A 21,836-nucleotide genomic window follows, 5' to 3' on the forward strand; every position below is an offset into this window, starting at 1 on the left:
CGGCTCATCGTCCCGATGAAGCTCGGGAACTACCAGCGGGGGATGCTGGCGAGGGCCAAGAGCGTCCAGGGCGGGGTGCTCACCAAGGGGCCGAAGGGCAAGTGGTACATCAACCTGATACTCAGGTTGGAAGTCCCCACCCCGCCCACAGGCGGCGGTAAAGTGGTTGGTTTGGACATGGGGCAGCGCTACATGGCTACCCTGTCCAGCGGCATCCAGGTCTCGGGCGGGGGCGTGAAGTCTCGGCGCATCCACCTCCGCAACAAGCGCGCCGAGGTACGGAGCAAGCTCGACACCGGGCGCACCAAGGGGCTGAGCGCCCTTTGGGAACGGCTTAGCGGTAAAGAGCGGCGCTTCGTGGACCACACCCTGCACACCCTGGCAAAGCGGATTGTGGACAGCCTCGAACCCGGCGATACGCTCGCCATCGAGGACTTGACGGGGCTTAGAAGTCGCACTGTCAAGCGAGGCAAGGAGGCCCGGCATTTGCACAACCTCTGGCCCTACGCCCGCTTCCGCTCCCTGCTGGGGTACAAGGCGGCGCTCAAGGGGGTGCAGGTGGTCGCCGTTGACCCCCGCGACACCTCCAAGACGTGCAGCCGGTGCGGGCATTGCGACGGGGCCAACCGCAAGAGCCAAGCCCTGTTTCGCTGCCAACGGTGCGGGTATCAGCAAAACGCCGACCTGAACGCATCCGCCAACATCGCCCAGAGAGCGGGCTCGACGGGCGCGGGCCGCCGTAACACGGCCCCGATTTTGGGAATCTCTACTCTGCATCGTCCCTTCCCGAAAGCCCACGCGCTTTAGCCGTGGGATTGTTACTGATAAGCCCCCACCGGGCGGACCGAGAGCACGCGGGGCAGGTGGGCGGCCAGGCGGCTCCAGCGGTCCCCGCCGTCGAGGCTGCCCCAGACCTCGCCGGAGGTGGTGCCGAAGAAGAGGGCGGGCGGGTCGGAGGGGTACACGCTGAAGGCTTGCCGGAAGACCGTCCACCAGGCCCGCTCCGGCAGGCCCTCGCGGCAGGCCTCCCAGGTGCAGCCCGCGTCGCGGGTGCGGTAGACCGCCGGGCGGCCCTCCGGGCAGGTGCGCGGCCACACGCGGGTGCCGTCCATGGGGAAGACGTAGGCGGTGTCGGGGTCGGTGGGGTGAACGACTATGCCGAAGCCGATGTCGCCCACCTCGGGCGGCAGGTTGCGGCCCACGCGGTGCCACAGGCCCTCGCGGCGGTCGAGGCGGTAGACCCCGCAGTGGTTCTGCTGGTAGAGCCGGTCGGGCTCGAGGGGGTGCATCACGACGCGGTGGGGGTCCTGGCCGAAGAGGTGGTAGGGGCCGTCGGCGGGGGGCGGCAGGAAGTCGGCCTCGAGGCCCTGGTTCAAGGGGGCCCAGCTATTCCCACCGTCCTTGCTCTCGAAGACCCCGCCGGTGGAGAGGCCCACGTAGAGGTGGTCGGGGTCGCGGGGGTCAACGAGGATCGAGTGGGTGATGGCCCCGCCGGGGGTCTCGCCCAGGAAGCCCGCGTAGCCCTCGAGCTCCTGGAGCCCGGCGAGGTACTCGCTGAAGGGGGTCACCTCTTCCCAGGTCTCGCCGCCGTCCTCCGAGCGGAACAGCCCGTGCGGGACGCTCCCGGCCCACCACACGCCGGGCTGCCGGGGGTGGCCGGGGGTCAGCCAGAACACCGTGTCCACCGAGCGTCCGCTGCCGGGCTGGAAGGCAGGGGGCTTGCGGCTTTCCTGCCAGCTCTGGCCCAGGTCGTCCGACCACACCACCGTAGGCCCCAGGTGCCCGGTGCGGGTCGCCACCACCAACCGGCCCCCGGGCCGCGGGTCGGCCACGGCGTCGTTGACGATCTCCCCGAAGCGGAGCGGCTGGCCCAGCGCCCAGCCGTCCTCACCCTGCGAGAGCACGTACAGCCCTTTCTGCGTGGATACCAGAAGCTGAGTCCCACCCATGATTCCTCCTCGAGCAAGGGGCGTTGATAAGGTTCGTTACTGTAATAACATAACGGAAGCCTCTGAGTAAGTCAAAAATAAAACGAGGCGGCTTCGGAGGGTGGGGGTTTACCCTACCCGCGCCTCCTCTCCGGGTGCCGGCTGAAGGTAACCCCGTCCAGGTTAGGGACTGTCTGAGGCGCTACACTGTTCACCTGAGCACTACCCCCGGCCTGCGCCGGACGAGCAGATTAAAGATCCGAGTATCCTCAGCCGGACCGTATAAAAATCCGGGCCAGCGGCAGAGCCCGGAGGTATCAGGGGAGAGGCAGTCGGGGCAGGACCTACTTGCCCCCCGCACCTGTCCGGTTATTGCAAGCCACCCCGGCTTGTGAGAGGCATGTGAAGGTGTAAACTAGGCCAGATAAAAACGCGAAGTGCTCTCGGTTTGTAAACCAGTATGTGAACTGAGGCACGAGCGAGGAGGCAAGAAACGGATGACAGCGTCACCTGGCAGTGAATACCTGGCAGTTCTGGTGTACGTCGCCGTCGCCCTGGCGATCGGGATCCTGGCGGTGGTGGTGGGGGCCGCTCTGGGGCCGAAGAAGCCGGGGCGGGCCAAGCTGATGCCCTACGAGTCGGGCAACGACCCCGCGGGCGAGGTCAAGCGGTTCCCGGTGCACTTCTACGCCATCGCTATGCTCTTCATCATCTTCGACGTGGAAGTGGCCTTCTTGTGGCCCTACGCGGTGAGTGCCGGGTCGCTGGGGATCGTGGGCTTCATCGGCCTGCTGATCTTTACCGTGCTGCTGTTCGTGGGCTTCGTCTACGAGTGGTGGAAGGGCGTCATGAAGTGGCACTAGGGAGACTTTGAATGCCGACGATCGCCGATTTGTTCACCAAAGACGTGCAGGAGCTCGAGAACGAGGGCATCCTGTTCACCACGCTGGAGAAGCTGGTGGCCTGGGGGCGCAGCAACAGCCTGTGGCCCGCGACCTTCGGGCTCGCCTGCTGCGCCATCGAGATGATGGCCTCCACCGACGCGCGCAATGACCTCAGCCGCTTCGGCTCGGAGGTCTTCCGCGCCTCGCCCCGCCAGGCCGACGTGATGATCGTGGCCGGGCGCTTGTCGAAGAAGATGGCCCCGGTGATGCGCCGGGTCTACGACCAGATGCCCGACCCCAAGTGGGTCATCGCCATGGGGGCCTGCGCCTCCTCGGGCGGCATGTTCAACAACTACGCCATCGTGCAGAACGTCGACAGCGTGGTGCCGGTCGACGTGTACGTGCCCGGCTGCCCGCCCCGCCCCGAGGCCCTCATCTACGCGGTGATGCAGCTACAGAAGAAGGTACAGGGCAAGGCCCGCGACGACCTGGGGCGCAAACTGCCCTCGGTCGAGGCCTGGAAGCGCTGAGGAGGAGCGATGCAGCGACTGCAGCAAGTGCTCGAGCAGGCCAAGAACCACGGCTGGCCGGTGGAGCAGGCCTACGGCAACACCTGGGTCACCCTGCCCCGTACCCTCTTCAAGGCCCAGATGGAGACCTGGAAGACCCAGGGCTTCAACTACCTCGCCGACATCGTCGGCCTCGACTACCTCGAGTACCCCCAGAAGAAGCCGGAGCGCTTCTGCGTGGTGTACGAGCTGGTGTCCATGCCCGGCTACAAGAGCGGCGACGGCAGCCGCTTCTTCGTGCGGGTGTTCGTGCCCGAAAGCAACCCGGTAGTGCCCACCCTCACCGACCTCTGGCTGGGCGCCGATTTCCTCGAGCGTGAGGTCTACGACATGTTCGGCATCAAGTTCGAGGGCCACCCGGATTTGCGCAAGATCCTCACCCCCGAAGACCTCGAGGGCTTCCCCCTGCGCAAGGACTTCCCCATCGGCGAGACGCCCACCCTCTTCAAGGAGGGCCGCTTCATCGACCCCGACTCCTTCCGCGCCGGGCTCACCGGGCATGAAAGCGGCATGACCGGATGGCGCGGCGGCAGCCGCAAGGGCTACCAGGACGTCTTCGAGGAGATCCAGAAGGTGGCGAAGGAAGGGGGCAACTGATGCTCAAAGAACCCATCCGGCCCGACGACGAGCTGCACTCCAAGACCAGCTTCGGCGCCGACATCGACGACGCCCCGGAGCTGAAGTCGGAGATCATGACCCTCAACGTGGGGCCGCAGCACCCCTCCACCCACGGCGTGCTGCGCGTGGTCGTCGACCTCTCGGGCGAGCAGATCCTGCGCCTGACCCCCCACATCGGCTACCTCCACACCGGCTTCGAGAAGACGATGGAGAACCGGACCTATACGCAGGACATCACCTACACCCCGCGTATGGACTACCTCCACTCCTTCGCCCACGACCTGGCCTACGCCCTGTGCGTGGAGCGGCTGGTGGGGGCCGAGGTGCCCATCCGCGCCCAGACCATCCGGGTGATGCTCAACGAGCTCTCGCGCGTCGCCTCGCACCTGGTCTTCCTGGGCACGGGCCTCCTCGACTTCGGCGCGCTCACCCCCTTCTTCTACGCCTTCCGCGAGCGCGAGGCGGTGCTCGACCTCTTCGAGTGGGTCTCCGGCCAGCGCTTCCACCACAACTACGTCCGCATCGGCGGGCTCAAGGAGGACCTGCCCGCCGAGTTCCTCAGCGAGATGAAGAAGTTCCTCGCCGTCATGCCCGACCGCATCGACGAGTACGAGAAGCTCTTCCGCGAGAGCCCCATCTTCTACGAGCGGGCCAAGGGCGTGGCGGTGATCCCGGCCGAGGACGCCATCAACCTCTCGCTCACCGGCGGCAGCCTGCGGGCGAGCGGCGTGAACTACGACGTGCGCAAGGCCTACCCTTACTCGGGCTACGAGACCTACTCCTTCGACGTGCCCGTGCTGCACGGCGGCGATGTCTACGACCGCATGGTCATCCGCATCCTCGAGATGCGCGAGTCGGTGAAGATCATCCGCCAGGCGGTGGAGCGGCTGGAGGACATCGGCCCCGGCCCCGTCCGCGACCCTAACCCCCAGGTCTCGCTGCCCCCGCGCGCGCTGCTGGAGACCTCGATGGAGGCGGTGATCTACCACTTCAAGCTCGTCACCGAGGGCTTCCACCCGGCGCTGGGCGAGGTCTACGTGCCCACCGAGAGCGCCCGCGGCGAGCTGGGCTACTACATCGTCTCCGACGGCGGCTCGATGCCCTACCGCGTCAAGGTGCGCGCCCCCAGCTTCGTCAACCTGCAGTCGCTCTCCTACGCCTGCAAGGGCGTGCAGATGGCCGACATGGTGGTGGTGATCGCCTCCTTGGACCCGGTGATGGGGGACGTGGATCGATGACAAACGCCGAACGCCACACGTCGAACGCCGAACGCCACGAAAGGCGTTGGGCGCCGAGCGTTTAGCGTTGGGCGCAACCGGAGGTTGCATGGGATTCTTCGACGACAAACAGGAATGGCTGGCCGAGGTTTTCAGCCAGTACCCCGAGCGCCGCGCGGCGCTGATGCCCCTGCTGCGCCGGGTGCAGCAGGACGAGGGCTGGATCAGCCCCGAGCGCCAGGAGGAGATCGGGCAGCTCGTAGGCGCCACCGCCACCGAGGTGGCCGGGGTGATGAGCTTTTACAGCTACTACCAGGCTTTGCCCACCGGCAAGTACCACATCCAGGTCTGCGCCACGCTCTCCTGCGCCATCGGCGGGGCCGACGAGCTGTGGGACGAGCTGGTCAACGAGCTCCAGATCCTGCGCGGCGACGTCTCGGACGACGGGCTCTTCAGCATCCAGAAGGTGGAGTGCCTGGGCTCGTGCCACACCGCGCCGGTGATCCAGGTCAACGACGAGCCCTACGTGGAGTGCGTGACCAAGGCCCGCCTGCGCGCCCTGCTCGACGGGCTGCGCCAGGGCAAGCGCCTGGAGGACATCCAGCTCCCCGGCAAGGCGGGGCACGTCGTGCACAACCGCGGCGATGAGGTGGGCGCATGAGCAACGGACCCATTACGTCGGGCAAGGACCCCCGCTTCGAGGTGACGCTCTACAAGCACGTGGGCCAGGACAAGTCCTGGACCCTGGACTACTACCTCGCCCACGGCGGCTACCAGGCCATCCAGAAGGCCCTGGCCATGGGCCAAGACGCGGTGATCGAGGAGGTCAAGAAGTCGGGGCTACGCGGGCGCGGGGGGGCGGGCTTCCCCACCGGCCTCAAGTGGAGCTTCATGCCCAAGAACACCGGCAAGCAGCACTACATCGTCTGCAACGCCGACGAGAGCGAGCCGGGGAGCTTTAAAGACCGCTACCTCCTCGAGGACGACCCCCACCAGCTCATCGAGGGCATGATGATCGCGGGGCTCGCCATCCAGGCCACCAAGGGCTACATCTACATCCGCGGCGAGTACCGCCGGGCCTACGACCGCGTGGCGGCGGCCATCAAGGAGGCCCGCGAGCGCGGCTACCTGGGCCAGAACCTCTTCGGCACCTCCTTCGAGTTCGACCTCTACGTGCACCGGGGGGCCGGGGCCTACATCTGCGGCGAGGAGACCGCGCTGATGAACAGCCTCGAGGGCCTGCGCGCCAACCCGCGCATGAAGCCGCCCTTCCCGGCCCAGGCCGGGCTGTGGGGCAAGCCCACGACCATCAACAACGTCGAGTCGCTGTGCAGCGCGGTGCACATCATCCAGCGCGGCGCCGACTGGTTCGCCAGCATGGGCACCGAGAAGTCGCGGGGCCACAAGCTCTTCCAGGTGTCGGGGCCCTTCAAGCGCCCCGGGGTGTACGAGCTGCCGCTGGGCACCACCTTCCGCGAGCTGCTGTACGACTGGGCCGGGGGCCCCACCGAGCCCATCCAGGCCATCATCCCCGGCGGCTCCTCCTGCCCGCCGCTGCCCTGGAGCGACGAGATCCTCGACACCCCCATGGACTACGAGTCCATCGCGGCCAAGGGCTCGCTGCTGGGCACGGGCGGGGTCATCGGCATCCCCACCAGCATGAGCATGGTGGACGCGATGTGGAACGTGACCCGCTTCTACGGCCACGAATCCTGCGGCAAGTGCACCCCCTGCCGCGAGGGCGTCTCGGGCTGGATGGTGCGCCTGTTCGAGAAGATGGGCACCGGGCGGGGCGAGAAGGGCGACGTGGAGTTGCTCGAGGACCTCCTGAACCAGATCGAGGGCCGCTCCTTCTGCGCCCTGGCCGACGCGGCCTGCTGGCCGGTGCGCGGCAGCTTAAAGCACTTCCGCGACCAGTTCGTGGACGTGGTGGAGAACAAGAAGGTGCTCGAGCGTGCGGGAAGCCGCTGGGGATAAATATGCCGAACGCTAAACGCCTAACGCCGAACGCCCGAAGACCATAGGCTTATGGAAACCCTGTACCCGACCTACTTCGGACACGAGCAACTCGAGGTCTATCACCTGGCCCTGGGGTTTGTGTCCGAGGTGTACCGGTTGAGCGAGACATTCCCGAAGTCGGAGCAATTCGGCCTGACCAACCAGCTCCGGCGGGCAGCGACCTCGGTCGCGCTCAACATTGCCGAGGGCAAGGGCCGTGGGTCCGATCGGGACTTCGCCAAATTTCTCTACCAGTCGAGGGGCAGCCTGCTCGAGTCGGTGAGCGCCTTGCAGATCTCGGTGAAGCTGGGGTTCTCAGGACTCGACCAGATCGAAGCCCTCTTGGCAGAGGCGGATAGAATCAACGCCAAACTCAACGCCCTCATCAACTCCTTGGACACGGGGGTTTAGGCGTTCGGCGTTGGACGTTCGGCGTTCGACGGAGGTTTGTGAATGGCTAAAGTGACCGTAAACGATCGCGTGGTCGAGGTGCCCAACGGCACCTCCGCCATGGACGCGATATTCCACGCGGGCTACGACGTGCCGCTGTTCTGCGCCGAGCGGCACCTCTCGCCCGTGGGGGCTTGCCGGATGTGCCTGGTGCGCACCGGCGCCCCGCGCAAGGGGCCTGACGGCAACTGGATCCTCGACGAGAACGGCCAGCCCAAGATCTTCTGGATGCCCAAGCTGGCGGCCTCCTGCATCACCGCCGTGACCGACGGCATGGTGATCGACACCCTCTCCGACGAGGTCAAGCACGCCCAGTCGGGGATGGTCGAGCTCACCCTCTTCAACCACCCCCTCGACTGCCCCACCTGCGACAAGGGCGGAGCCTGCGAGCTGCAGGACCGCTCCTACGAGTACGGGCTGGTCGAGAAGTTCTACCACCCCCAGGCGATGGAGCTGCCCATGTACACCCGCTACGACATGACGCGGCGGCACGTGGACAAGCACCACTCGCTCTCGGAGTTCATCGTCCTCGACCGCGAGCGCTGCATCCACTGCAAGCGCTGCATCCGCTACTTCGAGGAGGTGCCGGGCGACGAGGTCCTCGACTTCATCGAGCGCGGGGTCCACACCTTCATCAACACCGAGGACGACGGGCTGCCCTCCAACTTCAGCGGCAACATCACCGACATCTGCCCGGTGGGCGCCCTGCTCGACCAGACCGCCCGCTTCCGCGCGCGCAACTGGGAGTACGACTCCACCCAGACCACCTCGATGGACGACGCCACCGGCTCCGGGATCATCGTCGACACCCGCAGCGGGGCCCTCGAGCGCATCCGCGCCGCCGAGCGCCGCGAGGTCAACGAGACCTGGATCTCCGACGCCGCCCGCTTCGGCCACGAGTGGGTCAACGAGGGCCGCGTGCGGCGCCCGCTGGTGCGCCGTGAGGGCAAGCTGGTAGAGGCCAGTTGGGAAGAAGCCCTCGCCGCCATCAAGGCCGGGCTGGCCGGGGTGAGCAAGGGCGAGATCGGCATCTACCTCGGCGGCAACGCCACCCTCGAGGAGGGCCTGGCCGCCGTGGAGCTGGCCGAGGCGCTGGGCACCCCCCACCGCGACTTCGAGGGCCGCACCAACAGCCCCGCCACCGCCTTCGCCGCCGCCACCTTCGACGAGCTGCTCGACTCGAGCTTCGTGCTGGTGCTGGGCGACCCCAGCGAGGAAGCCCCCATCCTGCACCTGCGCCTCTCCGAGCTGACCCGCGGCCTCAAGCCCGCCGCGCCGCTGAGCCACGGCACCCCCTTCGCCAACCTCAACATCAAGGAACGCATGGAGCGCGACCGCAACAAGCTCGCGCTCTTCAGCCCCTACCCGGTGCGCATCGCCAAGTGGGCGGGGGCCTCCGGGGTCCACGCGCCGGGCGCCGAGGCCGCGTTGCTGGCCGCGCTGCTGGGCCAGAGCGAGGCCCTCCCCGAGGGCGTCAGCGCCGAGGCCGTGGCCTGGACCAAGGGGAGGCTCGAGGCCGGCGGGGCCACCCTGGTGCTGGGCGCCGCCGTGCTCAACGACCCCCTGGCCGCCGCCAAGGCCCGCGCCCTGGCCGAGAAGTACGGCGCCAAGGTCATGTGCATGACCCCCGCCGCCAACGCCCGCGGCCTGGAGTTCCTGGGCCTCTACCCCGGCAAGGGCGGCGTGTCCTGGAACGAGAGCGGCCTCAAGGCCGCCTACTGGGGCTACCTCCCCAGCGAGGAGCAGCTCAAGGCCGCCGGCTTCCGGGTGCTGCACCTGACCCACCTCGGCCCGCTGGCCGAGCGCTACGCCGACGTGGTGCTGCCCAACCAGACCGCCTACGAGAAGCGCGGCCAGACCGTCAACCTCGAGGGCCGGGTGCTGCCCCTGGAGCCCGCCGGGATCAACAACGGCGAGGCCGACGGCGCGGTGGCCGCCCTGGCCCTGCTGGCCGAGGCCGCCGGGCTCAAGCCCCCGGTGCGGCTGGTGCGCCAGGCCGCCAAGACGCTGCACGACCAGTACAAGCTGCCCGCCTCAGGCGGGATCTGGAGCGGCAAGGCGGCGAGCTTCGGCACCCCGGCCACGGCGGGCCCGCTCTACCTGCGCCCGAGCATGTGGCGGCGCGAGCAACTGGTGGGCGCGGCGGCCAAGGTGGTGCAGGTGCGGCTCGAGGCCAGCCCCGAGACCGCGCGCGCGCACGGCCTGGTCGACGGGGCGGCGGTGGAGGTCGAGACCCCCGGGGGCCTCGAGCGGGCCACCGTCAAGGTTGTGGAGGGCCTGCCCGCGGGGGTAATGTATCTGCCTGCGTTGGGAGCCTGGTCAGGCCGTAGCGTGCCGGCCCGGGTCCTGGTCCCGATGGAGGGCGCCTATGACTGATCCGCTGTGGATGGTCGGCATCAAGGCCTTTCTGGTGGTCTTTGGTCTGCTGACCGCTTTCGCCTACATGACCCTGATCGAGCGCCGCCTGCTGGCGCGCTTCCAGGTGCGCTGGGGCCCCAACCGCGTGGGCCCCATGGGCCTGCTGCAGCCCTTGGCCGACGCGATCAAGTCCATCCTCAAGGAGGACATCGTGCCCGCCAAGGCCGACAAGGTGGTCTTCGTGCTGGCGCCCATCATCGCCATCACCTTCGCGCTGGTGGGCTTCGGCCTGATCCCCTTCGGGCCCGAGGGCGCCTTCTTCGGCTTCGACCCCTGGGTCATCGACCTCGACGTGGGCATCCTCTACCTCTTCGCGGTGAGCGAGATGGCGGTCTACGGCATCTTCCTCGCCGGGTGGGCCTCGAACTCCAAGTACTCGCTGCTGGGCTCGCTGCGCTCCTCGGCCGCGCTCATCTCCTACGAGCTGGCGCTGGGCATGAGCCTCTTGGCCCCGGTGATGCTGGTGGGCTCCTTGAACCTCCAGGACATCGTGGAGTGGCAGGATAAGCACGTCTGGCTGATCCTGCCGATGTTCCCGGCCTTCGTGCTCTTCACCATCGCCTCGATGGCCGAGGCCGCCCGCACCCCCTTCGACCTGCCCGAGGCCGAGCAGGAGCTGGTGGGCGGCTACAACACCGAGTACGCCTCGATCAAGTGGGCGCTGTTCCAGATGGCCGAGTACGTGCACCTCATCACCGCCTCGGCGCTCATCCCCACCATCTACCTCGGCGGCTGGAAGATGCCGGGCTTCATCCCCGACATCCCCTACCTGTGGATGTTCCTCAAGATCGCGCTGTTTTTGTTCTTCTTCATCTGGGTGCGCGCGACCTGGTTCCGCCTGCGCTACGACCAGCTCATGCGCTTCGGCTGGGGGCGCTTGTTCCCGGTGGCGCTGGTGTGGTTCTTGGTGGTGGCCTTCTACGTCGCGGTCAACGGCTCGAGTGCCCAGGCCGCCCCGCAGGGCGCGGTGGAGCCGCCCGCTTCCCAGGCGCTGTTCACCCCCGGAGGTAAAGCATGAGTGTGACTGCATTGGCGCAGAGCCTGGGGATCACCCTCAGGGCGCTGTTCTCCAAGCCGGTGACGGTTTCCTACCCCGACGCCCCGGTGGCCCTCAAGCCGCGCTGGCACGGGCGGCACGTGCTCACCCGCCACCCCAATGGCCTCGAGAAGTGCATCGGCTGTAGCCTGTGCGCGGCGGCCTGCCCGGCCTACGCCATCTACGTCGAGGCGGCCGAGAACGACCCCGATAACCCGGTGAGCGCGGGCGAGCGCTACGCCAAGGTCTACGAGATCAACATGCTGCGCTGCATCTTCTGCGGCCTGTGCGAGGAGGCCTGCCCGACGGGCGCGGTGGTGCTGGGCTATGACTTCGAGATGGCCGACTACCGCTACTCCGACCTCGTCTACGCCAAGGAGGACATGCTGGTGGAGGTGCAGGGCACCAAGCCCCAGCGCCGCGAGGCGGCCTACACCGGCAAGGAGGTCAAGCGCGGCTACGCGGTGCCCTACGTGCGGCCGGAGCTCGAGGGCTTCCAGGCCCCCGTCTTCAAGGACCCCGAGCGCGCCTCCATCGCGCGGCAGCTCGGGGTGGACAAGCCCGGAGGCAAGAAATGAGCTTCGCCGAACTGCTCGCCGCGGCCTTGCTGCTCCTGAGCGCCCTGGTGGTGGTGCGGGCCTCCAACGCGGTGCACGCCGCGCTGGCGCTCATCGCCAACTTCCTGGTGATCGCCGGGGTGTACGTGGGGCTCGAGGCCCGCTTCGTGGCGATGACCCAGATCATCGTCTACGCCGGGGCCATCGTGGTGCTGTTCCTCTTCGTGATCATGCTGCTGTCGGCCGCCCAGGCCAACGTGGGCAAGGACATGCTGCCGGGGCTGCAGGTCCCCGCCGTCGTGGGCGCGCTGGGGTTGGCCGGGGTGCTGACCTACGCCGTGACCCGCTTCACGGCCCCCCCCAACCCCGGCACCCTGGGCGGGGGGCTGCCGCAGGCGCTGGGGCCGCTGCTCTATAGCCCCGAGAAGTGGCTCTACGCCCTGCTGGTGGTGGGCTTCTTGCTGCTGGTGGCCACCATCGCGGCGGTGGTGCTGGTCGAGCCCGAGCGCATCGTGCCCGAGAAGGTCATCAAGAGCGCTTCGGAAGAGCTGAAGGAGATGGTGGAACGATGAGCTGGCTGGTGGTTTCCGCGCTCCTCTTCGCCATCGGCGCCTACGGGGTGCTCTCGAGGCGCACCGCGATCCTGGTCTTCCTCTCCATCGAGCTCATGCTCAACGCCGCCAACCTGGCCCTCATCGCCTTCGCCAAGCAGTGGGGCAGCCTCGACGCGCAGGTGGTGACGCTCTTCGTCATCGCCATCGCCGCGGCCGAGGTGGCGGTGGGGCTGGGGCTGATCGTGGCGATCTTCCGCCGCCGGGAGACCACCGGCATCGACGAGCTGAGGGGGCTTAAGGGCTAACGTATGCAAGAGACCATATTGCTACCGCTGATCATCCTGCTGCCCCTGCTGGGCTTCGCCGTGCTGGGCCTGTGGGGCAAGCGCATGCAGGAGCCTACGCCGGGCATCGTCGCCAGCGCTTTGGTGCTGGGCAGCTTCGTGCTGGGCGTAGTGCTGCTGGCGCAGGGAGGGGCGCGGTGGGGGCTGGAGGACTGGCTCCCCGGCATCCCCCTCTCCTTCGCCCTCGACAACCTCTCCGGCCTGATGGTGATGATCGTGGCCGGGATCGGCTTCCTGATCCACGTCTACGCCATCGGCTACATGCACGGCGACGCCGGCTTCAGCCGCTTCTTCAGCTACTTCAACCTCTTCATCGCGGCGATGCTGGTGCTGGTGCTGGGCGACAGCCTCCCCGTGGTGTTCGTCGGCTGGGAGGGCGTGGGGCTGGCGAGCTACCTGCTCATCGGCTTCTGGTACGCCGACCGCGTCAACGGCGACTCGGCCCGCAAGGCCTTCATCGTCAACCGCATCGGCGACCTGGGCTTCTTGCTGGGGATGGGCGTGCTGTGGGCCAACTTCGGCACCCTCTCCATCTCCGAGCTGCGCGAGGCCATCGCCCCCGAGGGCGAGCTGGCCGTGGGCCTCAACAACGCCGCGCTCGCCCTGGCGGCCTTCCTGTTGTTCGTGGGGGCTATCGGCAAGAGCGCGCAGGTGCCCCTGATGGTCTGGCTCCCCGACGCGATGGCGGGCCCCACCCCGGTCTCGGCGCTGATCCACGCCGCGACCATGGTCACGGCGGGGGTCTACCTGCTGTGCCGCAACAGCTTCCTCTACTTCGACCTGCCCGACGTGTCCTTCTGGATCGTGCTGATCGGGATGATCACCGCGGTCTACGGGGCGCTGTGCGCCTTCGGCCAGACCGACATCAAGCGCATCGTGGCCTACTCGACCCTCTCGCAGCTCGGCTTCATGTTCGTGGCGGCCGGGGTGGGGGCCTACTGGGTGGCGATGTTCCACGTGATGACCCACGCCTTCTTCAAGGCCCTGCTGTTCATGTCCTCGGGCTCGGTGATCCACGCCCTGGGCGGTGAGCAGGACGTGCGCAAGATGGGCGGGATGTGGAACTACCTGCCCCAGACCCGCATCCACGGCCTGGTGGGCGCGCTGGCGCTGGGCGGCCTGCCGCTGTTGTCGGGCTTCTGGTCGAAGGACGCGATCCTGGCCTACTCCTACGAGTACTCGCCGGTGGTGTGGTTCGTGATGCTGCTGGTGGCCGCCATGACCGCGCTGTACTCGATGCGCTGGTTCGTGCTGGTGTTCCTGGGTAAGTACCGCGGCCACGAACACCCGCACGAGAGCCCCTCGGTGATGACCTGGCCCAACCACGTCCTCACCCTGGGCTCGCTCTTCGCCGGCTTCGTGGGCCTGCCCTACGTGATCCAGTACAAGAACTTCCTCGAGCCCTGGCTCAACAAAGTCATCGTCCACCACGAGCACGAGAAGCTGCCGGTGCTGGAGGAGTGGACCCTGATCCTCGTCTCGGCGGCGGTGGCGGTGGGCGCTTTGTACTACGGCTACCGCTTCTTCCAGGCCGAGGCGGCGGGCCGGCTCCCGGCGTGGTTCGTCCGCTTCCAGGAGGCCTCGCTGCGCAGCTTCTACGCCGACGACGTCTACAACGCCCTCATCGTCAAGCCGCTCAAGAGCGTGGCCAAGATCCTCTTCGACGCCGATAACGGCGTGCTCACCGGTTTCCAGTGGCTCGGCAGCGTCACCGGGACGCTGGGCGGGCTCCTGGCGCGGCTCGAGACCGGCTACCTGCGCTTCTACGCGGCCGGCCTGCTGGTGGCCGCCGTGCTCCTGATCCTCGTGGGGGTGATCCGGTGAACCCCAAGCCGAGCTCGAAACCTCAGGCCCTCCCCGGCACCCCAAGGCCCGGTTGTTCGCGGAACCTGCCGCTCGCCTCGGGGGCCCCTGAAGGGGGTGAACGATGAACTACGATGCTTTGATGCACGTCGGGCTGTTCCTCCCCCTGCTGGCGGGGATCGCCCTGCTGATCTGGCCCAGCCTGGGCCGCACCTTCGCCGTGGCCGCCGCCGGCGTGACCTTCCTGCTCGCGGCCTGGCTCTTCGCGGGGGCTCAGGGCGAGGGCGCGGGCTACGCCTCGCAGACCCTCCTGCTCGAGCCCATCCAGATGTACTACGCCCTCGGCCTTGACGGCGTGGGCCTGATGCTGTGGCTGGCCGTGAGCTTCACCACCCTGCTGGCGGTGTACATCGCGCAGGTGCCCATCCGCATGCTGGGTTGGGCGCTGTTGATGGAGACCGGGTTGCTGGGCATCTTCGCCGCCGCCGACCTCGTCCTCTTCTACGTCTTCTTCGAGGCCACCCTGATCCCCGCGCTGCTGATGCTGGGGCTCTACGGCGGGCGCGAGCGCCTCAAGGCGGCCTACACCTTCGCCCTCTTCACCCTGGTGGGCTCGCTGCCCATGCTGGCGGCGGTCTTCGCGGTGCGCTACCTGGGCGGCGCGCCCAGCTTCCTCCACGCCGACCTGGCGGCCAACCCGGTGAGCGGGGCCGCGGCTACCTGGGTCTTCCTGGGCTTCCTGGTCGCCTTCGCGGTCAAGACCCCGCTCTTCCCGCTGCACGCCTGGCTGCCCTCCTTCCACGCCGAGAACCACCCCTCGGGCCTGGCCGACGCCATGGGCACCTTGTACAAGGTGGGCCTCTTCGCCTTCTTCAAGTGGGCCATCCCCCTGGCCCCCGAGGGCTTCGCGCAGTTCCAGGGCCTGTTGCTGCTCCTGGCGGCCTTCGGCGCGATCTACGCGGCCTGGCTGGCCTTCGCGGCCCGCGATTGGAAGCGCCTGCTGGCCTACGGCGGCGTGAGCCACATGGGCCTGGGCGCGCTGGGCCTCTTCAGCGGCCACGCCGACGGGGTGACCGGGGCGCTGTTTTTGCTGGCGGCCTCGATGGTCTACACCGGCGGGCTATTCCTGGTAGTCGGCCGCATCGCCGAGCGTACCGAGACGCTCGAGATCGGCCCGGTGCGGGGCATCGCCAAGAGCGCCCCCGCGCTGAGCGTGCTGACGATGTTTTTGGTGATGGCCATGATCGGCCTGCCCGGCCTCTCGGGCTTCCCCGGCGAGTTCATGGCGCTGCTGGGCGCCTGGAAGGCCAGCCCCTGGCTCACCTTCGTCGCCTTCACCGCGGTGATCGCGGCGGCGGCCTACGCCCTCACCGCCTACCAGGCCCTCTTCCAGGAGAGCCCCAACCGCACCGTCCCCGACCTCACCCCGCGCGAGTGGGTCTTCGGGGTGGCGGTGGTGGCCTCGACCCTGCTGGTGGGCCTCTACCCCAAGATGTTTACCGAGCTGATCCACCCGGTTTCCGAGGCGCTGGCGAAGCTGCTGGGAGGTGGGGCGTGATCACCCTCTACCTCCTGGGCGCGGCCAGCGTCGTGCTCACCCTGCTGGGCTTCTTCGTGCCCGCCCGCGTCACCCGCTGGGTGGCGGTGGGCAGCGTCGGGGCGACGCTGGCCTACCTCTTCTTTACCTGGGGCCAGGAGCAGACCGCCTTCGGCGGGCTTTACGTCGTGGACTCGGTGTCGCAGGGCTTCACGATGGTGGCCCTGCTGGGCGTGCTGTGGGCGCTGATCCTCGGGCGCACCGAGAAGTGGGAGTTCCCGCTGCTGCTGGTCTACGCGGCCACCGGGATGCACTTCATGGCCTCCTCGCCCAACCTGCCCGTGCTGCTGGTGGCGCTCGAGGTCTTCTCGCTGCCCCTGTACGTCCTCGCCACCTGGCGGCGCGACGAGCGCGGCTTCGAGGCGGGCCTGAAGTACTTCCTGCTGGGCGCGCTCTCGGCGGCCATCTTCCTCTACGGCATCGCGCTGCACTTCGGCGCCACCGGCTCCTTCAACGCCGGGGCCGAGGGCTCGGGGCCGCTGTACGTCACCGCGCTGCTGCTGATTTTGGGGGCGCTGGCCTTCAAGGTCAGCCTGGTGCCCTTCCACTGGTGGACCCCCGACGTCTACCAGGGCAGCCCCACCACCGTCTCGCTGATGATGGCCACGGCGGTCAAGGCCGCGGGCTTCGCCGCGCTGGTGCGGGTGCTGGACGTGCAGGACCAGGGCCTGTGGGGCCTGGGGCTCGGCGCCCTCATCGCCCTCACCGTGGTCTTCGGCAACCTGGGCGCGCTGGCCCAGCGCGAGAGCAAGCGCCTGCTGGCCTACTCCTCCATCGCCCACGCCGGGTACGTGGGGCTGGGCCTCTTCAGCGGCACCGGCGCCCCCGCCATCGGCTTCTACCTGCTGGCCTACGCGCTCTCCACCGGCCTGGCCTTCGCGGTGCTGGCCGCCGTCTCGCAGGGCGACGTGCCCTACGAGCGCCTGCGCGGGCTGCTCTACCGCAAGCCGGTGCTGGGCGTGGCGATGGGCATCGGCCTGCTCTCGCTGGCCGGGCTGCCGCCTTTCGCGGGCTTCTGGGGCAAGCTGCTGGTCTTCCTCGAGGCCGCCCGGGCCCAGCAGTGGGGCCTGCTGGTGCTGGCGTTGCTCACCTCGGCCGTGGCCGCCTACTACTACCTGCGCCTGTTCAACCTGCTCATCGACCGGCGCCAGGAAGCCCGCGAGGAAGGGGGAGCCCCCGTTGCCGCCGGGCTGGCCGGGACCCCGGTGCTCTCGGGCCAGGGCGCGGGCGGCCTGAGCCTGGCCACCGGCCGCTCCTCCACGGCCACCCTGGTGGTCGCCGCCGCGCTGGTGGTGCTGCTGGGCATCCTGCCCGGCTGGGGCTACCGGCTCTTCAGCCCGGTCCCCTTCGCCGCGCTCTCCCAGGCGGCGGCCCAGCCCGCGGCCCTTCCCGCCACCTTCGCCATCACCTCGCCCTCCGACGGGGCCGAGCTGCGGGCCGACGAGTTCAGCCTGCAGGGCACCGGCAACGCGGGGGAGACCCTCGAGGTCTACGACAACGGCACCAAGCTCGCCGACGTCACGGTGGGCGAGAACGGCGGCTGGTCGCTCACCCTGCCCAGCCTGCCCGCCCCCGGCGAGCACACCTACCAGGTCCGGCGGCCCGGGGAGAGCGAGGGCCCGTCGGTACGGGTCAAGATCCTCGAATAGGACTGCCCGCCGGATCAACGTCTGGGGCGCACCGAGATGCGCCCCAGCGGCTTTTTGGTATGCTAGCCTCCGGTCCGAAATTCCGGAGGTCGCCGTGAAGGTCGTCATCTTTGGAGCCACAGGGGGCACGGGGCGGCATCTGGTGGAGCAGGCGTACGCGCTGGGGCACGAGGTCACGGCCTTTACCCGCAACCCGGCGCGCCTCGAGCCCTTCGAGGAGCTGGAGGTCGTGCGCGGCGACGTGCTGGACCCTGCCGCCGTCGGCAGGGCGGTCCGGGGCCAGGACGCGGTGATCATCGCGCTGGGCGACGGGAACGCCAAGGACAGCCGGGTGCGCAGCGAGGGCACGGCCAACGTGGTGCGGGCCATGCTCGAGCACGGCGTGCGCCGCCTCATCGCCGTGAGCTCCTTCGGCGTGGGCGACAGCCGCAAAGGGCTCATGGCCTACGCGGCCTGGCTCTTCCTGCGCGAGGCCCTGCTCGACCACGAGCGCCAGGAGGAGATTATCCGTAACAGCGGCCTGGACTGGACCATCGTCCGGCCCACCGGCCTCACCAACGAGCCCCGCACCGGCCGCTACAAGGTCGGCACCCCCGGCCGCGGCCGCATCCCCCGCGCCGACGTGGCCGACTTCATCCTGCGCGAGCTGAAGGAGAACGCCTACGTACACCAGGCGCCGGTGCTGGGGTCTTGAGGGGTAAGGGAAGCGGTCAGCCGTCAGCCATCAGCGATGAGCCCGTAGCTCGTGCTAAACCCCTCCCCGTCCCTCACCGTCGGCGGGGAGGGTTTATACCAGATTCGGTTAGTTCGGCGCCGGATGGCGGCGCCGCCCCGCCTTGGCGGGGCGGCCGACCGAAGTTATCCGCGTAGCGGAGGGCGATACCGCCCCTTGGAAGGGATACGCTTTCTTCGCCGACCGTCAGGGAGGGGTGTGCTCTAGGATTCAAAAAGATAGCCTCTGGGGGTCTTTGGTTTGGATGATTATCTTTTTGAATCCGGTATTATCCCCCCTAGCCCCCCTTGCTAAGGGGGGAACAAGGCCTCTTGCGTCCTGCGTTTTGCGTACGGCATAGCGACCCACGTTTTGCGTTTTGCGTTTAGCGTTTTGCTATCGGCTATGGGCTATCGGCTATCAGCTATCAGCGTTCAGCGTTCGGCGTACGACGCAGGACGTACGCCCCGCGCCCGGCTACCGGCTACCGACCACCGCCCTCACCACCACCCCTTCCGCCTCGAGCCCCGCCACCTCCTCGGCGCTCAGGCCCAGCACGCCGGTGAGCACCTCGAGGGTGTGCTGGCCCAGCAGGGGCGGGGCGCTTTGGACCTGCGCCGGGGTGCGGGAGAAGTAGGAGAGGGGGGAGCCGATGAGGGGGAGCGGGCCCAGCGTGGGGTGGTGGGCCTCGACGCGCATCCCCCGGGCCTGGGCCTGGGGCTCGGCGAAGGCCTCGGCCAGGGAGTTGACCGGGGTGGCGGGCACGCCGGCCTGCTGGAGGGCGCTCAGCCAGTGGGCCCGCGGGCAGGTCTTGAAGACGGCCTCGAGCCGTCCCAGCAACTCGGCGCGGTGGAGCACGCGGCCCTGGTTGGTCCGGAAGCGCTCGTCCTCCCACAGCTCGAGGTGGCCGATGGCCTCGCAGGTGCGGCGGTACTGCTCGTCGTTGCCCACGGTGAGCATGAACCAGCCGTCGCTGGCCTCGAAGGCCCCGTAGGGCACGATCTGGGGGTGGGCGTTGCCCAGCCGGGCCGGGTTGGTGCCGCTGACCAGGTAGCTCTGGGCCAGGTTGGCCATGGCCGAGAGCCCGGTGTCGAAGAGGGCGAGGTCGATGTGCTGGCCCTGGCCGCTTCTCTCGCGCTCGAGCAGCGCCGCCAGCACTGCCCCTGCCCCGGTCATGCCGGTCATGAGGTCCACCCAGGCCACCGGGACCCGCACCGGCGGCCCCTCCGGCTCGCCCGTCACCGACATGATGCCGATGAGCCCCTGGATCGCCACGTCGTAGCCGGGCTCCTGGGCGCGGGGGCCGGTGTGCCCGTAGCCGGTGATGGAGAGGTAGACCAGGCGGGGATTGAGCCGGGCCAGGGAGGGGTAGTCCAGGCCATAGCGGGCCAGGTCGCCGGTCTTGTAGTTCTCCACCAGCACGTCGGCCTGGGCGGCCAGCGCCTGCACCAGCGCCTGCCCGCGCGGGTCCTTGAGGTTGACCGCCACGCTCTTCTTGCCCCGGTTGGCCGAGAGGTAGTAGGCGCTTTCCCCCGCCGCTCCCAGCTTCCAGCCGGCGGGTTCGGCGGGCTCGAGGAAGGGCGGCCCCCAGGTGCGGGTGTCGTCGCCCCTAGGCGGCTCGACCTTCCAGACCTCCGCCCCCAGGTCGGCGAGCATCTGGGTGCAGAAGGGGCCCGCCAGGATGCGGGAGAGGTCGAGGACTTTGAGGCCGGTGAGCGCACCCACGGTCTAGCTGGCCAGCTCGAGGGCCACTTCTTCCCTCACGACCTTCAGCCGCTTGCCCAGGTGCTCCTCGAGGAAGCCGAGCGCGTCCTGAATCGCCTCTTCCGCAGTGCTGCCGTAACCCTGAAGCTCGGGGTACTCGAGAATTTTCGCCACGTACGGCTCGAACTCCCCTTCGTATTCGGGGTGGTATTCGACGTTAATCCGCACTTTCATCGTACCTCCAGTTGATCTATTGCACGTAGGAGCGCTTTCACGGCCTCCGGGTGGACGGGACGTTTGGCGGGATGTGGCTCGTGGACGCTTACCACGAACCCAGACTCGTGCACAAAGCGCCTGCGGCTTCCCTTTCCAATGAGCAGTGTAAACCCATACGCTTCAGCCAGTTCACGGAAGTCCTGCCAGTCGCACCGTGTGATCCGCCCCGCAACGCGCGCCCGGAGTTCGGCTCTGTCCATCGGCGGCTAGAATACCAGGTCATAACCGTAGAACTGCTCATCCCGCCTCATGCCAAAGCGTTCGTGGAGGGCCTATGTCTCTACTCGAGCGCGTTGAGGCCGGTGATGTCGCGCCCCAGGATCAGGGTGTGGATGTCGTGGGTGCCCTCGTAGGTGTCCACGGTCTCGAGGTTGAGCATGTGGCGGATGGCGTGGTACTCGAGGGTGATGCCGCTGCCGCCCAGGATTTCCCGCGCCGAGCGGGCGGCGTTCAGGGCGGCGCGCACGTTGTCGCGCTTGCCGATGCTCACCTGCTGGGGGCGCAGCTTGCCCGCGTCCTTGAGCTGGGCTAAGCGCCAGGCCACCAGCAGGCCCTTGGTGTGGTCACTGAGCATGCGCACCAGCTTCTCCTGCACCAGTTGGCGGCTGCCGATGGGCTTGCCGAAGGTGGTGCGGGTCTGGGCGAAGCTCAGGGCTTCGGTGTAGACGGCCTCGAGCGCCCCCAGCGCCCCCCAGGCGATGCCGAAGCGGGCCTGGGTCAGGCAGGAGAGCGGCCCCTTGAGCCCCTGCACGCCGGGCAGCATGGCGCTGGCGGGGACGCGCACGTCCTCGAGCACCAGCTCGCTCGTCACCGAGGCCCGCAGCGAGGCCTTGTGCCCCACCTCGTTGGCCTTGAAGCCGGGGGTGTCGGTGGGGACGATGAAGCCGCGCACCACGCCCGCGTCGTCCTTGGCCCAGACGATGGCGAGGTGGGCCAGGTTGCCGTTGGTGATCCACATCTTGGTGCCGCTGAGCACGTAGCCGTCGCCGTCCTTGCGGGCGCGGGTCTTCATGTTGCCGTCGGGGTCGCTGCCGCCGTCGGGCTCGGTGAGGCCGAAGCAGCCCACCATCTCGCCCGTGGCCAGCCGGGGCAGGTACTCGCGCTTTTGCTCCTCGGAGCCGAAGGCGTAGATGGGATACATCACCAGCGAGCTCTGCACGCTGCAGAAACTGCGCAGGCCGGAATCGACGCGCTCGAGCTCGTAGGCGATGAGGCCGTAGGCCGCGCTCGAGACCCCCGCCCCGCCGTACTCGGCGGGGATGGTGGGGCCTAAGAAGCCCATCTCCCCGAAGCGCCGGATCAGGTGGGTGGGGAAGGTGCCCTCCTCCCACCACTGCCCGATGTGGGGCAGGGCTACGTCGTCGAGGAAGCGTCTTGAGGAGCGCTGGATCTCGCGCTCTTCGGGGGTGAGGAGTTCGAAGAGGCCCAGGTAGTCGAGCATCTGGGTGCCGCTGGGGGTCGTGACCATGCCCCGATTTTAGCCCCTGGGCCAGGGGCATTCGCCCGGGCCGCCTGCTTGGCC

The 21,836-nt window shown here is 68.4% G+C and carries 22 protein-coding genes; 17 read left to right on the top strand and 5 right to left on the bottom strand.

The window, feature by feature from the left end:
• Nucleotides 1-807, top strand: an 807-nt coding sequence (locus MEICH_RS0118770; protein WP_027893858.1) for an RNA-guided endonuclease InsQ/TnpB family protein, incomplete at its 5' end; no start/stop codon positions are given.
• A gap of 11 nt (nt 808-818) precedes the next feature.
• Here MEICH_RS0118770 and MEICH_RS0118775 read toward each other — a convergent pair.
• Nucleotides 819-1,949 carry a WD40/YVTN/BNR-like repeat-containing protein gene (locus MEICH_RS0118775; RefSeq protein WP_027893859.1) on the bottom strand — a complete coding sequence of 377 codons (1,131 nt, stop codon included), beginning with the start codon at nt 1,947-1,949 and terminating at the stop codon, nt 819-821.
• Nucleotides 1,950-2,425: 476 nt separating this feature from the next.
• Here MEICH_RS0118775 and MEICH_RS0118780 point away from each other — a divergent pair, with 476 nt between their 5' ends.
• From MEICH_RS0118780 to MEICH_RS0118855, 16 genes are all read left to right on the top strand, one after another.
• Nucleotides 2,426-2,791, top strand: a complete 366-nt coding sequence (locus MEICH_RS0118780) for an NADH-quinone oxidoreductase subunit A (RefSeq protein ID WP_027893860.1) — start codon at nt 2,426-2,428, stop codon at nt 2,789-2,791.
• Between the two features lie 11 nt (nt 2,792-2,802).
• Nucleotides 2,803-3,342, top strand: a complete 540-nt coding sequence (locus tag MEICH_RS0118785; RefSeq protein ID WP_027893861.1) for a NuoB/complex I 20 kDa subunit family protein — start codon at nt 2,803-2,805, stop codon at nt 3,340-3,342.
• Between the two features lie 9 nt (nt 3,343-3,351).
• On the top strand, nt 3,352-3,978 hold the full coding sequence (locus tag MEICH_RS0118790; RefSeq protein WP_027893862.1) for an NADH-quinone oxidoreductase subunit C: 627 nt from the start codon (nt 3,352-3,354) through the stop codon (nt 3,976-3,978).
• A 95-nt stretch (nt 3,979-4,073) separates the two neighbouring features.
• Nucleotides 4,074-5,237, top strand: coding sequence for an NADH dehydrogenase (quinone) subunit D (nuoD, locus tag MEICH_RS0118795; RefSeq protein WP_245587733.1), 1,164 nt, complete (start codon nt 4,074-4,076; stop codon nt 5,235-5,237).
• Nucleotides 5,238-5,325: 88 nt separating this feature from the next.
• Entirely contained in the window at nt 5,326-5,877 is a 552-nt protein-coding gene (locus MEICH_RS0118800; RefSeq protein WP_027893864.1) for an NADH-quinone oxidoreductase subunit NuoE family protein, read from the top strand.
• Entirely contained in the window at nt 5,874-7,193 is a 1,320-nt protein-coding gene (nuoF, locus tag MEICH_RS0118805; protein ID WP_027893865.1) for an NADH-quinone oxidoreductase subunit NuoF, read from the top strand. The genes MEICH_RS0118800 and nuoF overlap by 4 nt, the downstream gene beginning before the upstream one ends.
• Nucleotides 7,194-7,244: 51 nt before the next feature.
• The gene (locus MEICH_RS0118810) at nt 7,245-7,625 is read left to right on the top strand and encodes a four helix bundle protein (RefSeq protein ID WP_027893866.1); all 381 of its coding nucleotides are present in this window, start codon (nt 7,245-7,247) and stop codon (nt 7,623-7,625) included.
• Between the two features lie 42 nt (nt 7,626-7,667).
• Nucleotides 7,668-10,040 (top strand): NADH-quinone oxidoreductase subunit G, encoded by a 2,373-nt coding sequence (locus tag MEICH_RS0118815; RefSeq protein WP_027893867.1) that lies wholly within the window; start codon nt 7,668-7,670, stop codon nt 10,038-10,040.
• Nucleotides 10,033-11,100, top strand: a complete 1,068-nt coding sequence (nuoH, locus tag MEICH_RS26095) for an NADH-quinone oxidoreductase subunit NuoH (protein WP_245587713.1) — start codon at nt 10,033-10,035, stop codon at nt 11,098-11,100. The genes MEICH_RS0118815 and nuoH overlap by 8 nt, the downstream gene beginning before the upstream one ends.
• Nucleotides 11,097-11,696 carry an NADH-quinone oxidoreductase subunit NuoI gene (gene nuoI, locus MEICH_RS26100; RefSeq protein ID WP_036219728.1) on the top strand — a complete coding sequence of 200 codons (600 nt, stop codon included), beginning with the start codon at nt 11,097-11,099 and terminating at the stop codon, nt 11,694-11,696. Before nuoH ends, nuoI begins: the two co-directional genes overlap by 4 nt.
• Nucleotides 11,693-12,247: an NADH-quinone oxidoreductase subunit J family protein gene (locus MEICH_RS0118830; protein ID WP_027893868.1), complete on the top strand. Its 555-nt coding sequence runs from the start codon at nt 11,693-11,695 to the stop codon at nt 12,245-12,247. Before nuoI ends, MEICH_RS0118830 begins: the two co-directional genes overlap by 4 nt.
• The gene (gene nuoK / locus MEICH_RS0118835; protein ID WP_027893869.1) at nt 12,244-12,534 is read left to right on the top strand and encodes an NADH-quinone oxidoreductase subunit NuoK; all 291 of its coding nucleotides are present in this window, start codon (nt 12,244-12,246) and stop codon (nt 12,532-12,534) included. Before MEICH_RS0118830 ends, nuoK begins: the two co-directional genes overlap by 4 nt.
• Before the next feature lie 3 nt (nt 12,535-12,537).
• On the top strand, nt 12,538-14,397 hold the full coding sequence (gene nuoL / locus MEICH_RS0118840; RefSeq protein ID WP_027893870.1) for an NADH-quinone oxidoreductase subunit L: 1,860 nt from the start codon (nt 12,538-12,540) through the stop codon (nt 14,395-14,397).
• Between the two features lie 118 nt (nt 14,398-14,515).
• Nucleotides 14,516-15,934, top strand: a complete 1,419-nt coding sequence (locus MEICH_RS0118845; RefSeq protein ID WP_027893871.1) for a complex I subunit 4 family protein — start codon at nt 14,516-14,518, stop codon at nt 15,932-15,934.
• A complete protein-coding gene (locus MEICH_RS0118850) occupies nt 15,931-17,622 on the top strand; it encodes an NADH-quinone oxidoreductase subunit N (RefSeq protein ID WP_027893872.1) in 1,692 nt (563 codons plus the stop codon). Before MEICH_RS0118845 ends, MEICH_RS0118850 begins: the two co-directional genes overlap by 4 nt.
• 94 nt (nt 17,623-17,716) lie before the next feature.
• Complete coding sequence (locus MEICH_RS0118855) at nt 17,717-18,316, top strand: NAD(P)-dependent oxidoreductase (protein ID WP_027893873.1); 600 nt, start codon at nt 17,717-17,719, stop codon at nt 18,314-18,316.
• A 495-nt stretch (nt 18,317-18,811) separates the two neighbouring features.
• Here the strand turns inward: MEICH_RS0118855 and MEICH_RS0118860 are convergent, their stop codons facing one another.
• From MEICH_RS0118860 to MEICH_RS0118870, 4 genes are all read right to left on the bottom strand, one after another.
• The gene (locus tag MEICH_RS0118860; protein WP_027893874.1) at nt 18,812-20,059 is read right to left on the bottom strand and encodes a CaiB/BaiF CoA transferase family protein; all 1,248 of its coding nucleotides are present in this window, start codon (nt 20,057-20,059) and stop codon (nt 18,812-18,814) included.
• A gap of 3 nt (nt 20,060-20,062) precedes the next feature.
• Complete coding sequence (locus MEICH_RS0118865; protein ID WP_027893875.1) at nt 20,063-20,272, bottom strand: hypothetical protein; 210 nt, start codon at nt 20,270-20,272, stop codon at nt 20,063-20,065.
• A complete protein-coding gene (locus tag MEICH_RS30750; RefSeq protein WP_084542427.1) occupies nt 20,269-20,514 on the bottom strand; it encodes a type II toxin-antitoxin system HicA family toxin in 246 nt (81 codons plus the stop codon). The genes MEICH_RS0118865 and MEICH_RS30750 overlap by 4 nt, the downstream gene beginning before the upstream one ends.
• Nucleotides 20,515-20,594: 80 nt before the next feature.
• Nucleotides 20,595-21,755: an acyl-CoA dehydrogenase family protein gene (locus MEICH_RS0118870; protein WP_027893876.1), complete on the bottom strand. Its 1,161-nt coding sequence runs from the start codon at nt 21,753-21,755 to the stop codon at nt 20,595-20,597.
• Between the last annotated feature and the right edge of the window lie 81 nt (nt 21,756-21,836).

Source organism: Calidithermus chliarophilus DSM 9957, from assembly GCF_000430045.1.
In the GTDB taxonomy this organism is placed as follows: Bacteria; Deinococcota; Deinococci; order Deinococcales; family Thermaceae; genus Calidithermus; species Calidithermus chliarophilus.